The 12,623-nt window shown below is 60.8% G+C and carries 13 protein-coding genes; 7 read left to right on the top strand and 6 right to left on the bottom strand.

The features are described 5' to 3' along the window. Nucleotides 1-121 precede the first annotated feature (121 nt). Genes QXU72_04485 through QXU72_04475 form a run of 3 tightly spaced genes read right to left on the bottom strand, consistent with a single transcriptional unit; the run spans nucleotide 122 to nucleotide 2,918 of the window. Nucleotides 122-523, bottom strand: a complete 402-nt coding sequence (locus QXU72_04485; GenBank protein MEM0494516.1) for a hypothetical protein — start codon at nucleotides 521-523, stop codon at nucleotides 122-124. Continuing rightward, complete coding sequence (locus QXU72_04480; GenBank protein ID MEM0494515.1) at nucleotides 510-2,342, bottom strand: AMP-binding protein; 1,833 nt, start codon at nucleotides 2,340-2,342, stop codon at nucleotides 510-512. The genes QXU72_04485 and QXU72_04480 overlap by 14 nt, the downstream gene beginning before the upstream one ends. Further along, on the bottom strand, nucleotides 2,343-2,918 hold the full coding sequence (locus QXU72_04475) for an MBL fold metallo-hydrolase (protein MEM0494514.1): 576 nt from the start codon (nucleotides 2,916-2,918) through the stop codon (nucleotides 2,343-2,345). 215 nt (nucleotides 2,919-3,133) lie between these two features. On the opposite strand from QXU72_04475, the gene QXU72_04470 reads away from it, so the two are divergent. Together QXU72_04470 and QXU72_04465 are read left to right on the top strand one after the other, a co-directional pair. Next, a complete protein-coding gene (locus QXU72_04470) occupies nucleotides 3,134-3,379 on the top strand; it encodes a hypothetical protein (protein MEM0494513.1) in 246 nt (81 codons plus the stop codon). Continuing rightward, on the top strand, nucleotides 3,361-3,756 hold the full coding sequence (locus QXU72_04465; protein MEM0494512.1) for a type II toxin-antitoxin system VapC family toxin: 396 nt from the start codon (nucleotides 3,361-3,363) through the stop codon (nucleotides 3,754-3,756). The genes QXU72_04470 and QXU72_04465 overlap by 19 nt, the downstream gene beginning before the upstream one ends. A gap of 80 nt (nucleotides 3,757-3,836) precedes the next feature. Here the strand turns inward: QXU72_04465 and QXU72_04460 are convergent, their stop codons facing one another. Further along, nucleotides 3,837-5,279 (bottom strand): hypothetical protein, encoded by a 1,443-nt coding sequence (locus QXU72_04460; protein MEM0494511.1) that lies wholly within the window; start codon nucleotides 5,277-5,279, stop codon nucleotides 3,837-3,839. Nucleotides 5,280-5,620: 341 nt separating this feature from the next. Here QXU72_04460 and QXU72_04455 point away from each other — a divergent pair, with 341 nt between their 5' ends. Then, nucleotides 5,621-5,854: a hypothetical protein gene (locus QXU72_04455; protein ID MEM0494510.1), complete on the top strand. Its 234-nt coding sequence runs from the start codon at nucleotides 5,621-5,623 to the stop codon at nucleotides 5,852-5,854. A gap of 6 nt (nucleotides 5,855-5,860) precedes the next feature. Continuing rightward, nucleotides 5,861-6,265 carry a PIN domain-containing protein gene (locus QXU72_04450; GenBank protein MEM0494509.1) on the top strand — a complete coding sequence of 135 codons (405 nt, stop codon included), beginning with the start codon at nucleotides 5,861-5,863 and terminating at the stop codon, nucleotides 6,263-6,265. 633 nt (nucleotides 6,266-6,898) lie between these two features. On the opposite strand, the gene QXU72_04445 is transcribed toward QXU72_04450, so the two are convergent. Together QXU72_04445 and QXU72_04440 are read right to left on the bottom strand one after the other, a co-directional pair. Then, entirely contained in the window at nucleotides 6,899-7,267 is a 369-nt protein-coding gene (locus QXU72_04445) for a nucleotidyltransferase domain-containing protein (GenBank protein ID MEM0494508.1), read from the bottom strand. Next, on the bottom strand, nucleotides 7,210-7,617 hold the full coding sequence (locus tag QXU72_04440) for a HEPN domain-containing protein (protein MEM0494507.1): 408 nt from the start codon (nucleotides 7,615-7,617) through the stop codon (nucleotides 7,210-7,212). The genes QXU72_04445 and QXU72_04440 overlap by 58 nt, the downstream gene beginning before the upstream one ends. Before the next feature lie 233 nt (nucleotides 7,618-7,850). On the opposite strand from QXU72_04440, the gene guaA reads away from it, so the two are divergent. The 3 genes from guaA (at nucleotide 7,851) to QXU72_04425 (ending at nucleotide 12,623) form a co-directional block, all read left to right on the top strand. After that, the gene (guaA, locus tag QXU72_04435) at nucleotides 7,851-9,404 is read left to right on the top strand and encodes a glutamine-hydrolyzing GMP synthase (GenBank protein MEM0494506.1); all 1,554 of its coding nucleotides are present in this window, start codon (nucleotides 7,851-7,853) and stop codon (nucleotides 9,402-9,404) included. Nucleotides 9,405-9,765: 361 nt separating this feature from the next. Beyond that, entirely contained in the window at nucleotides 9,766-11,340 is a 1,575-nt protein-coding gene (locus tag QXU72_04430; protein MEM0494505.1) for an NAD(P)H-hydrate dehydratase, read from the top strand. Nucleotides 11,341-11,594: 254 nt separating this feature from the next. Next, the gene (locus QXU72_04425; protein ID MEM0494504.1) at nucleotides 11,595-12,623 is read left to right on the top strand and encodes a TrmB family transcriptional regulator sugar-binding domain-containing protein; all 1,029 of its coding nucleotides are present in this window, start codon (nucleotides 11,595-11,597) and stop codon (nucleotides 12,621-12,623) included.

Raw genomic sequence — 12,623 nt, 5'->3', positions numbered from 1 at the left:
GTTTCAGGCGTGCTTGCGCGAACCCCGAGGAGGGGGCGGCAGCCTCTCGCACGTTCTGCTTTCAGCGCACCTGCCGGGTCTAGCGCGCACCCCGGGGCGCTGCGCCTGCTCAGGAGCTGCGCTAGCCCCCGAGGAAGTCGAGCACTTGCAGCTGCCGCCTGTAAAGCATGACCGCTGCGGCGTGCGTGCAGACCCTAGCCCTCCTCCTGTACCCGTAGAGGCTCTTGTGGCAGCTGCACCTGTAGCCCTCCCCGCCCACCAGCTCCACCAGGTAGACTGCCTGGCTGTCGCCGAAGTCCTTAATACCGTCAACGTACCAGAGCCAGGGGACTTTCGAACGCCTGACAGTCCCCATTAAGAGCCTAGCTGTAGCGCGCACCAGCCAGCCCCTCCGCGGGAAGCTCGCGTAGAGGTCTCTCACAGCTTCGCAGAGGCTATCGCCGCACGCGCCCGAGAGAGCGCTGTCGACAACCTCCCTCGCCTTCCTCACCGCTTCAGCCACTTCAGGGTTAGCCGGCGGCAAGCTCCCTCACCGCCTCCTCCAGCGTCTTCTCGCGGAGCAGCCGCTTAAGCTTCGCTCTCAGCTCAGCTCTCGCTCCGCGCAGCGAGCTGACCCTGAAGACGTGCTGGGGCTCGGCGATAGGGCCCACAGCTTCGCGCACCCTCCGCCGAACTTCGCCGGGCTCCGCTTCACCCTCGTACACCAGCACGGGTACCTCGAACCTCAGCTCGTCCCTCAGCCCAGCCGCGACCGCGGCCCGCACGCCGGGCAGGGACTCGGCCGCCCGCTCGATTGCTCCGGGGCTCAGCCTGTACCCGCTGACTTTCAGCACAGGGTCGCGCCTACCCAGCGGGTGGATGTAGCTGTCGAGCATCACCGCCTCGTCGCCTGTATCGTAGACCTCTCCAGCCCACCTCTCCCGGAAAACGCTCGGCGCCTCCACAGGCATTGAAGGCCACGAGCCCTTCACGACGAGGCGGCCTGGAGCGCCGCGCACGCTCGCGCCGCGCTCGTCCACGACGTCGAGGTGGAAGCCGGGGATCGGGGGGCCGGCTGAGCCGGGCGCCACGGGCGGGAAGGTGTAGTTGACGAGGTTCCCCGTGAGGAAGGTGCCGACCTCGCTCTGGATGTAGAGGTTCACCACCGGCACCGCTCTCCTCCCATCGGAGTCGACAACCGGTACCGTGAGGGAGGCGAGGCGCTCGTAGCTCCACCTCCACACCTCGGCTTCGAGCGGCTCGGCGGTGACGAGGACCGCTTTCAGCGTGTCATTGTTCGAGGTGAGGGCTGAGGGTTCCTGCCGCGACATCATGCGCAGCGCGCTCGAGGTGGTGAGGAAGAGGGTGACCGCGTAGCTGTCGATCAGCTCGAGCCACCGGTTCCAGGAGGGCCAGTCGGGCCCACCCTCGTAGAGGAGGACTGTGGAGCCCACCATCAGCGGGCCGAAAACCACGTAGGAGACGCCGGTGATCCAGCCGGGCCACACCGTGCAGAAGTAAGTGTCGCGGGGCCGCAGCCCGATCCACTGGCTAGTCGAGTAGACCTGCACCAGGAAGCCCCCCGCTGGGTGCGCGATAGGGTGAAAGCCGTCCTCGTACCCGCTGTGTAGCCCGAACAGCGGGTGGTTCGAGGAGACTACCGCGCTCTCCTTCAAGCTGCCCCACTGCAGGAGGTCGTCGAGAGCGATGCCCCCCTCCGCCGCCCCCTCCCCCGCGACTACAAGATGGGCCTGGACGCCGGAGCGGCTTAGAGCTTCCCGCGCTGCCCCGGCGAGGGGGACGGCCCTCCCCCTCCTCAGGAAGCCCGACGAGGTGACCAGCGCTTTCGCCTTCCTCCTCGCGAGCCTGCGGGCCAGCTCCTCCGCGCTGAAGCCTGTGAAGACAGGCTCGAAGGGGGCTCCCAGCTTCACGGCTGCCAGCATCGCGGCAACCGACTCGATGGAAGGCTGCGAGTAGACTACCACCCAGTCCCCCCTCCTCACCCCCAGGCTCGCCAGGCCGGCAGCCAGCCTGGACGCGAGGCTGTCGAGCTCCGCGTAGGTGACGATCCTCGAATCCCCAGCCTCGTTCTCCCAGATGAGCGCAGGCTTGTGCCACACCCAAGTACCCTCGTGCTTCGAGACGACGTTCTCGTAGGGGGAGAGGCTCGCACCCACGAACCAGCTCGAGGCCGGCCCCGCGCCCTCCCTCACGGAGCGCCAGGGCTCCCTCCACTTCAGCTTACCGGCTTCGCGGGCCCAGAAGCCCTCGAGGTTCCTCACGCTCTCCGAGTAGATGCGCTGGTACTCTTGGAGGCTCATCGCCTTCCAGCGCATGCTCGGCGGCACGATCCTCTCGCCCACTCACCTCACCCTCAAGGCAGCGACCTGCGTGTAGGGCTGAGCCAGTACCTTGAACTTCCAGTAGAGCTTCTCGTCGTCGAAGTGGACGGGGAGCGTCAACACGGGCTTCAGAGTCCTCACAGCCTCGAAAGCCTCCTCAGGCGTCATCACAGCCCCGCCGCCAACCGGGAGCACCGCTACCTCCAGGCCGGCGGGCAGCGAGGAGAGCTCCTCGACGAAGCTCGTATCCCCCGCGTAGTAAACCCTCAAGCCCCCCAGCTCCACGAGAAAGCCCACCCCGAAGCCCTTGGGGTGCGGAGCCCCCTCCCAGGGGTTGTACGCTTCAACCGCCTCGACGCGCGCCCAGCCTAAGTCCACCTGCGAGCCGGGCTTCACGCTGCCCAGGAACGGTGCGAGAGCCTCCCGCGGAACCACTCCCGGGGCGTGGCGCGGGTGGCTGTGAGAGTAGAGGACAGCGCTGCAGCCACGCGGCTCGAGCACGTCGATGCAGAGCTTCTCGCCGCCGAGGGACAAGGTGACGCCAGAGTACCCGGCCCTCTCGACCAGCACCCTGCCGAACCGAAGCGAGAGAGGCACGGTAAGCTCTCCCGCAGCCTGCCTTTTAAACATGCAAGCTTGCCGGAGGGGTTCGCGCTCTTAGGCCTCGTCGGTGGGCGGCCCAGCGCCAGCGGCCGAGCTGGAGGTTAGAGGGTGGGCGGAGCCGCGTAGAGCTGTCCCAGCCTGGCCACGCTGTCCAGTGGTATACCAGTATATGGTAATACTGATATACCGGTGCACCGCTTTCGCACTTGATGGCGAAGAGGACTGTTGCGGTCACGGAGGAGACTTACAAGATCCTTGTAGAGTTAAAGCGGAGAATGGGTTGTAGGACGATGGATGAGACGGTGAGAAAGTTAGCGGAGCTATCCAAAAAGGCTCTCGTCTTCGAGGCGCTGGAGCACGTGAGGAGCAAGCAGCTGAGCGGGGAGGAGGCTGAAGCTCTAGCTAGATTGAGAGAGAAGCTGAGGGAGGAGGGCGTGTGGCTGAGAAGATTGTAGTCGACACGAACATCCTCATCGACATCTTCGAGCGGGGAGACGAGAGGCTCTTGCTGAAACTCCTAGAGTTCGACGTGTTTGTGCCCTCTGTCGCCCTCTACGAGTACCTGTGGGGATACCTCTACATCGGCCGCGACCACCTGAAGGAGAAGGAGCTGATCGAGAAAATTTTCACAGTTGTCTACCCCGATCAGCGGATCACGCTCAAGGCAATGGAGCTGGACGTCCAGCTCAGGAAGCAGGGGTTCTCGATCCCCCAAGCAGACGTTCTAATCGCTGCAACCGCGCTCACGCTTGACGCGCCGCTGCTCTCCAGAGACCTGGGGCACTACGAGAAGCTGAGGAGCTTCGGGCTAAGAATCCTCACCGAGCTATAGCTACCTCCATGCCGCTACCCTTCTCTAGGGAAGCTGAGCTACACGATTGCGAGCTCGCAGACCGGAGTGCGGCTCGCTTGCTAGTGGCGCTCACTGTGCCGCCCGCACTCGATCAGGAGGAGCCAGCCGCTAGGCAGCTGCTTTTCGTTCGCAAACATGACGGGCATACCCTTGGGTAGCGGGTTCGGGACTCTTATGGCGAAGTAGCGCCCCTCGCCGCAGTAGCGGGAGACGTTGTGGAGCATGTGCGACCAGACGACAGTCTCGTTGGGCAGTATCCCTGCAACCGTGTTCCTGCTCGCTTCTGCGTAGACCGCCTCCCCGTCAGCTGTGACAATGCCGAACTCCACCGGCCAGCTGTAGTAGAAGGGGGCTACGCCGAAGTTCTTCACCACAACGTGCACAACCACGGAATCACCTGGGAGAGGCTCGACAGAGGCGTAGAGAGCGGCGAATACGTAGCCCATCTTCTGGGATGCTTCAGCTGCCCTGCGCAGCTCTGCCGGAGTGTATGGGTGGTAGAAGAGCTGGTCCATGAGCAGGTAGCTGGTGCGCGTAGCCTCAATGCACTGCATGAAGTGCTCAAAAAGGTCTACCCTACTGAAGACATCTGCCTGGATCTCCGGGCGGACCTCGCCCCCAATCGGCTCGGTTTTCCACCTATCAGTCAACCCAGACCTGCGGAGCAGATTGTAGAAGTACCATTCTACTTCTCCCAGCGTAGCGTAAGCGAAGGAATCGTCGTGGAAGCCCACGTTATAACCCCCTGTCACCTCGCTCGGGTAGCGGACTTGAAGCCTCGTCGTGTTGAAGTATCGATCGTATGCTTCCAGCACGACCCGCTGCGTTTCTTCGCTGGCGAACCACTCGATGTGCGGGTACGTGTGCCACTCTCCCCAAAAGCCTAGAAGCCCAACCTGGATGAACGCTATCCTAGGGTCACCGTCATACCTCAACCCCAGCTCCCGGATGAGCTCCACCATAAGCTTCACCAAGCGAGGGTCGTCGTAGTCCGGCGATAAGCCGCCGCCGTAATCCTCGTACACTCTCACCCTCAATCCCTCCTCGATCAGGCACTGAGGGATGCCCGACGGAAGACTAGGGTAGTCAAAGTAGAAGCGGAGTACCACCTGGTGCCCGCGGTCCGCAACCTCATCGAGAAGATTTTCCAGGTAGGTGAAGTCGAAGTAGTACGCTGATCCGCTGCACTTAACTACGCTATTCACAGGGATAATTGCGAACTCCATCATGTAGGGAATAGGTGCCAGCTCTCCGAGGTCTCGAGCTGTTTCAACGAACGGGATAAAACCCTTTAGAGGGTTAGCGACCGGCACCGCGCCAAGCGGGATGGCTTGCCACTCTCGACTCTGAGAGAGCGTAGTCTGATCCTGCTCCTCAGCTAGCGGCACCTCTCGACTTTCGGAGAGGTTAGACGAGAAGAAGATCCAGGAGGCAGCAGATAGGGTGGCGGCGGCTAGCAGGATGAGCACGATGAACCTTAAGCTTCTCGAAGACCTCTGCAAGATATACACAGCTCATCTCGCCGACGCACATTTAAAGTCATTTCCGAAGGAACCATTCATTAGGTAGCGGTCGATCCTGCATTAAACGCCCGGCGCACGTTAACGTGAGTGCAGCAAGCTTTATCCACACAGTCGGGTACGCTGGGCTCGGCTCGGGGAACCTCTCTACACTCTATACGCTCATGGCTAGGCTCTCCTCTCGAAAGCGCACAAGGCAGTAAACGAATGCTTAGGTTCTGCCTTTGCCGCTCCGGTCTCGCCTTCGTGCATGAACCCGGTGTCCAATGAAAAGCGATAAAAGTTTAAATCCCACATTCTGAGCTCGATGCTATTGAGGTGGGATGAGCATACTGGAGCTCGACAGCAAGGGTCGTTTGACGATCCCGAAGCGGGTTAGAGTATCCCTTGGCATTGGGAAGAAGGTGCTGGTCATAAATGCCGGAGATCATCTCAAAGTAGTCCCCATACCCTCAGACCCGTTTGAAGCACTCCACGGCGCGTTCAACACTAAGAAGCCGTTTAAAGAGCTGAGGAAGCAAGCCGAGCTTATCGCTGAAGAGGAAGCACGGAGATGATGCTTCATGCCCCTGCTGGAGAACGACGTAATTTTCGCGTACTTGAACGAGTACGACCCAAACCACGAAAATGCCGAAAGGATATTCGAGAAGCTTAGGAGGGGCGAACTCCGCGTAGAGATTTCGAGCATCAGCCTACTCGAGATGGAACTCATCTACAGGAGCGAGAAGAGGGAGGGTAGGCTCCTGAAGGACTTAGCTGCTCTAGCTGCGCTACCGAACGTAGAATACGTGCCGCTGACACCTGACGTAGCGCTTACGAGCGTGTACTTGAGGCAGACGCTCAACCTATCTTTCTTTGACTCACATTACGCCGCGACCGCGCTGAACCTAGATGGTAAAATAATTTCTTTCGACAAAGCCTATGAAAAGGTGCCCGGGCTAACGCGCATCAAGCCGGAAACTCTCTAGCGCTGAAGGATTGGAGAGCAGCGGTACTCGCTGAGTCCATCTACAGCTATCGGCTCAAATTAAATTCCCGAAGCTGTAGAGCACATGATGAGTCAGAGCTGTTCTACTTATCTCAACTGTAACCATACCATGTCAATCATCTATTCTCTTGCGTTTTCTAGCTTGGGAAAAGCTAGCCGGCTTTGCTTCAAGGGGTGGTGGAGCCGCATCCGGGTGCTGGCCCCAGCCTTAAGGAAGAAGGTTCCTGCGTTTTAACTCTTTCAAGGCTGCTCGCTGCGCGTCTTCAACTGTTAAGCTAAGCTTAGAGTGCCAAGGTAAGAAATCCTCCCCCTCTTCCCATAGTTTCTTGGAGAACGAAGACAAGCTTGTCCTCTAACTACGAGGATATCTTTGACGCTTTAGTACGCCCAGACAAGGAGGGCGGCCGCACTCCGCCTTACTCCCTCTAGTAGCACGTCAGGCTAGAGCCTCTGGAGAGATAGGTTTTCTGAAGTTCAGGTTTTCTGAAGTTCGCTAGCAGGTGCTCGCAGGTAGAGTTCGAAAAGGAGATTCGCACGAGGGGTTGCTGGGTTTTTCCAGAAAAAGCCGCCGGCTTCTCTGCCAAGAATCTCTAGGGCTCTGCGCTTGTCCGGCTTACTCATTCTCGGTGGGGCGACCTTCCTCGTAGATTACTACGCCTTCTTCCAGGACCTTCAGTATGAAGGGGTTCCCGCTCTCGACCATTCTCCTGATCTCCTCTTCAGTGTAGCCGATGGGCTCTACGGGCAGCAACTGGTCGTTCAGCTCCAGCAGCACCTTGATCCTGTCGAGGAACGGCTCGCTCCAGTCCGCTACGACGATCAAGTCGATGTCGGAGGCCTCGCTGTAGTCGCCTCTAGCGAAAGAGCCGAAGAGGATGATCTTCTTCGGCTTCAGCCTCCTGACGATAGCCTCCTTGTACTTCTCTACTTTCGCAAGAACCTCCTCACTTCTACTAAGATCGATTCTGCGTAGTACACGCACCTCTCAGCCACCTCAGCCGTATAGTACCTGTAGGGGGCGCCAGACGGGTAGAAGTTCGGGTACCTTGAGCCTATGTAGTGCCTATCCAGCTCCCTAGCGAAGTCCGTAAACCTCCCGAACCCGCTTTCAAGCTTTGAAGCCTCGCCCACTAAGTCCAGCACCGAGTGTGTTAGCAGCGCTCTGTAGCCCTTCGAGTAGAGGAAGCCCTCGAGAGCCTTCTCGGCCGCCTGCTGCGAGAAGAATGCTGCCGCGTAGTAGTTGCCGTCCTTAAGGCAATCCTTAGCGGTCTTGAGGTCGGCTTCCGCCTGGTCGAGCCAGCGCAGCCCTTCCTCGATATTCTTGTCCGCCACCTCGCCCCCTAGAGCATGCTGCGCCTAAGCATTAAAGCTTTCATAAGCGCGCCACGCCTAGGCGCGGCAACGCGAGGCTACGCCCGCGGCGAGCCTAGTAGCTTTCTTCAAGCCCCCTGGGCGTGGCGGGCGAGGCTCGCGAGCGGCTGGCGCTCCCGTAGAGCTTGCACACTGCTTTCAGCTTCAGGATTGCGAGATTGCTTAATAGGCTTCAGTGCTCGACGAGCTTGGGCGTGGGCATGAGGCGCCACGACGCCGTGCTGGTTCTAGACTTCGGGAGCCAGTACTCCCACCTCATAGCGAGGCAGGTGAGGGAGCAGGGAGTCTACTCGGAGATCCTCCCCCACGATGTAGGGGTGGAGGAGATAGAGTCTTTGAGCGCTCGGTTCAACGTCAAGGGGATAGTGCTTTCCGGGGGGCCTGCCAGCGTCTTGGACGAGGGCGCTCCTGGGATCGACGCCAGGATTCTGGAGCTGGGCCTGCCGGTTCTAGGCATCTGCTACGGCCACCAGCTGCTGGCCCGCATCGCTGGAGGGAGGGTTGGCCCCGCTGAGAAGAAGGAGTACGGTGCGACGTACGTTACGATCGACAAGCCTGTAGGGGTGCTGAAGGGGCTGGAGAGGAGGGAGAGGGTTTGGATGAGCCACGGCGACGTTGTCTTCGAGGTTCCTGAGGGCTACGAGGTTCTAGCCCACTCTGAGAACACCCCTGTCGCCGCTTTCAGGCACAAGGAGAAGCCGATCTACGGCTTGCAGTGGCACCCGGAGGTGAGCCACACGGATAAAGGTGCTCAGATGATAAGGAACTTCCTCTTCGAGGTGTGCGGGTGCGAAGCCACCTGGAGGATGGAGCACGTCGTAGACCAGCTGGTCGAAGAGGTGAGAGCGGAGGTCGGCGAGAGCAAGGCGATCATCGCTTTGAGCGGGGGCGTCGACTCCAGCGTAGCTGCAGCTCTAGCGGCGAGAGCTTTAGGGGATAAGCTCACCGCGGTTTTCGTCGACACCGGTTTCATGCGCGAAGGCGAGCCCGAAGAGGTGAAGAAACTCTTCGAGGCGATGGGGGTCAAGCTCGTGGTGGTGAACGCCCAGGACCGCTTCTTCAAGAGGCTTGAAGGCGTGGTCGACCCGGAGGAGAAGAGGAAGATCATCGGCGAGGAGTTCATCAGGGTCTTCGAGGAGGTGGCGAGGGAGGTTGGAGCGGAGTGCCTGATCCAGGGGACAATCTACCCGGATAGGATCGAGTCCGGCTTCAGGAAGCTCTCGGACAGGATAAAAACCCACCACAACGTGGCAGGCCTCCCCGAGCGCATCAAGTTCAAGAAGATCGTTGAGCCGCTGCGGGACCTCTACAAGGACGAGGTCAGGAAGATCGCCGAGATCCTCGGCCTACCCAGGGAGCTGGTCCACAGGCAGCCTTTCCCCGGCCCGGGCCTCGCCGTGAGAGTCATAGGCGAAGTAACCAGGGAGAAGGTTGAGATCGTCAGGAAAGCCGACAGGATCGTGAGGGAGGAGATCGAGAGGAGCGGGCTGGGAGAGCGCTTGTGGCAGTACTTCGCGGTCCTAACGAACACGAGAAGCACCGGCGTCAAGGGCGACGCGAGAGCCTACGGCTACGTCGTAGCGGTGAGGATCGTCGAGAGCCGAGAGGGCATGACCGCCAGCTTCGCGAAAGTCCCCTACGAGGTGCTCGAGAGAATATCAACCAGGATAACTAACGAGATACCTGAAGTCACCAGAGTCGTGTACGATATAACGCACAAGCCGCCAGCAACGATCGAGTGGGAGTAAAAAGCCAGCTCACCCCAAGCCCCCTGCCCGAGCCCTCCTCGAGCTCGACCAGCCTCTTTCACGATCCTATAGCCCATCCCCCTCTTCGGCGAGAACGCAGTAACCTCCAATGCGATCGCTTTCTTCGCCACGCTAAGTGCTTACGCAGCACTGGCGTAAGTATACTGAAAAGCGAGAGCTGCGTTCAGCTGCCCTGAGCGGTGTGGGGCTGCCTGGTAGCGCCGCTGGAAGCTCGAGTGCTTGGAGGGTTTTCGCGGCAGTTTCCCCGCGACTTGCTGAAAGCGCTCTGAGGCGGGCTGCAGGGTGGCTGCTGGGCTAGCGTGCTCACACACTTTTTATAGAGACGCCGTGTAGGCTGCACGTGAAAGTCGCCAGCGCTGAGGATATCCGGAGGATCGACAGGGAGGCTGCCGAGCTCTACGGTTTGACGAGCGAGATCCTCATGGAGCACGCGGGCGCTGCGGTTGCGCGGCTCATCGAGAACGTTCTCGGGGCTGCGGGCTCGCTGGTCGTTGTCGTCGCGGGTCCCGGGCACAACGGTGGCGACGGCCTCGTAGCTGCTCGCGTTCTGCACAGCATGGGGGCTGAAGTCGAGGTTTTCGTGGTGGGAGAGGAGGGTAGGCTCGCCGAGCTCACCAGGCTGAACCTGGAGAGGGTGCGTAGAGCCGGCATCCCTGCCCGCTGGGTGAGCGAGGAGAGCCTTGAGGAGCTTGCCGGGAGCCTCGCGGAGGCGGATGCCGTCGTGGACGCGCTGTTCGGAGTGGGCCTCAAGCGGCCGCTGGAGGGGCTCTACAAGCGCGTGGTTGAGCTCATCAACGAGTCCGGAGCTCTAGTGGTCAGCGTCGACGTACCCTCGGGCATCGACGCGGACACGGGGCAGGTGCTGGGGGTTGCGGTGAGCGCAGACTACACTGTCGCGTGCGGGCTCCCGAAGCTGGGCAACCTCATCTACCCGGGCGCGGAGCACAGCGGGCTCCTCTGCGTGGCCCGGCTCTCCTACCCGCCGCAGCTCCTGGAGGACGAGAGGATCAAGGTGGAGACGAACGACCCGTTGCCCCTGCCCCCCAGGAGGCCTGACACGCACAAGGGGGACTACGGGAAAGCGCTCTTCGTCGCTGGGGCTGCCGGCTACCTCGGGGCGCCCTACCTCGCGTCTATGAGCTTCCTGAAGGCGGGCGGAGGCTACTCCCGGCTCGCTACCGTGAGGAGCATCGTCCCCCACCTGGGCTCGAGGGGCAGCGAGGTCGTGTACATCCCGCTGGAGGAGACGCCGAGCGGGAGCATCGCGTACAGCAACCTACACAGGCTGCTCGAGCTGGCGGAGCAGTCGGACATCGTGGCTGTGGGCCCCGGCCTCTCCACGAGCGAGGAGACCTTGAGGCTCGCAGCCGACCTCGTGTCGAAGGTGAGCAAGCCCGTCATCGTGGACGGCGACGGCATCACCGCGGTAGCGAGGAAGCCGGAGTGCGTGAAGTCCAGGGAAGCGCCCACCATCCTCACCCCCCACCTCGGCGAGATGTCCCGCCTCACAGGCCTCTCCGTCGAGGAAGTGAAGAAGGATAAGGTCTCTGTCCTGCGCCGCGCGGCCGCAGACTTCAACGCAGTCATCGTTCTTAAGGGTGCTCACACGCTCATCGGCACGCCTGACGGGCGCGTGTACGTGAACCTCACCGGTAACCCCGGCATGGCGACCGCAGGCTCGGGCGACGTGCTCACCGGCACGATTGCCGCGATGTACGGCCTCGGGCTCGGCATCGTCGAAGCAGCCCGGATGGGGGTCTTCGTGCACGGCCTCGCGGGCGACCTCGCAGCCGAGGCTCTCGGAGAAGACGGCGTCACAGCATCGGCGATCATGCGCTTCCTCCCAAAGGCCATGAGGATGCTCCGCGAAGAGTTCGAGGAAGTCCTGGAAAGGTACACGATCCCGGTTTTATGAACCCTCCTACCCGACCGCTGCGCCGGCTCACGGCTTGGCACTCTGCAGAGCGAGGTAGGTTGCCTGCAAAGCTAGCTGGATGGCTTTTATTGTGCGAAGAGCTTGGGAAAGTGGGTGTGGCTACCGGTCGCTGGAGCAGAAAGTGCTCGGAAACCACCCTCTGTACTTTTACCGAGATGAGCTACGCGATACGGCTAGTAGAGCTCTCGAGCATGGCTCAAATAACTTATCTACATGGTGTTCAGCATTTATGCGTGAATTTCGCAGAGCTAGAAGACGCGTGGAGAGCTCTCGAGGATTTAGGGCTTACTCCCTACGAGGCGAGAGTATACGTAGCTCTCGCGGACGGCAGCGCCAGGACAGCTTCCGAGATCGTGAGGCTTACAGGCATACCACAGCCTAGGGTTTACAGCACGCTGGAGTCGCTGGCGAGCAGGGGGCTTGTGGAAATAATTCTTGAAAAGCCTAGGCGCTACCGCGCCGTGGACCCGCGAGTAGCTGTAGACATCCTCTACAGCTCGACTGTGCTGAAGCTACAGCGCAGCAAGGATGCTGTTGTGAGGGCTCTGGAGGAGCGCTACCGCCGGGTGGAGGGGGGAGGGGAGGGGGTAAAGCTTCTGAGGAACAGGAGGGAGATCGTGAACAGGGCTCGGAGGATTATTGAGGGTGCTCAGCTCGACGTGCTACTTGCTGGCGACCCGCGCTTTCTCGAGCAGCTAGCTCCCTCGCTGGCTAGGCTCTCCGGGCTAAAGCCGAGAAGGGCTATCGCCGTTGTCTCCTACGGTGAGCCTCCGAGTGCTATCCTCAAGATCCCTTCGGCCTCCGTTTGCGTGAGGGGGGTGCCTGTGATGCCGGTTCTCGTAGTTGATTCCTCCGTGGGTCTTCTCGTGAGTGAGACTTCAGCGCTCGAGATCACAGGCACAGGGCTCATGAGGGTGCTTAACGACTTCTTCTACCACGCCCTTTGGAGAGTGAGCGAGGAGAGGAAAACTTTCACGCTCACAGCTGGAGAGGAGTTGATGACGACTTGCATCTGGTTGATCCGGGAGCTGGAGAAGCTTCGCTGCCCCAATCTACAGGTCGTAGTAGAAGGCGTGGACAGGCGTAGCGGTGCCCCTACCAGGGTCTCTGGAGGGGTATCCGCGTTCCTTGAGAACGGGAAGGGGGTGGTCATGTCTCTCCTGATCCAGTCGTCCAGCGGGGGTGCTGTTAGGGTAGGCTGGATCGGCACTTTATCCGAGGATATAGAAGGGAAGGTTTTTAGGCTCAGGTGCGAGGCTTAG

It is taken from the genome of Thermofilum sp., assembly GCA_038741495.1.
GTDB lineage: Archaea > Thermoproteota > Thermoprotei > Thermofilales > Thermofilaceae > Thermofilum.
The sequence above is the reverse complement of the archived record's forward strand: the minus strand, read 5'-3'. Positions and strand labels throughout refer to the sequence as shown.

What these genes read in the sequence shown, in the direction of transcription:
- QXU72_04450 (MEM0494509.1), top strand. Translation starts at nt 5,861, where the DNA reads ATGCCCCTGCTGGAGAACGACGTAATTTTCGCGTACTTGAACGAGTAC.
- QXU72_04455 (MEM0494510.1), top strand. Translation starts at nt 5,621, where the DNA reads ATGAGCATACTGGAGCTCGACAGCAAGGGTCGTTTGACGATCCCGAAG.
- QXU72_04470 (MEM0494513.1), top strand. Translation starts at nt 3,134, where the DNA reads ATGGCGAAGAGGACTGTTGCGGTCACGGAGGAGACTTACAAGATCCTT.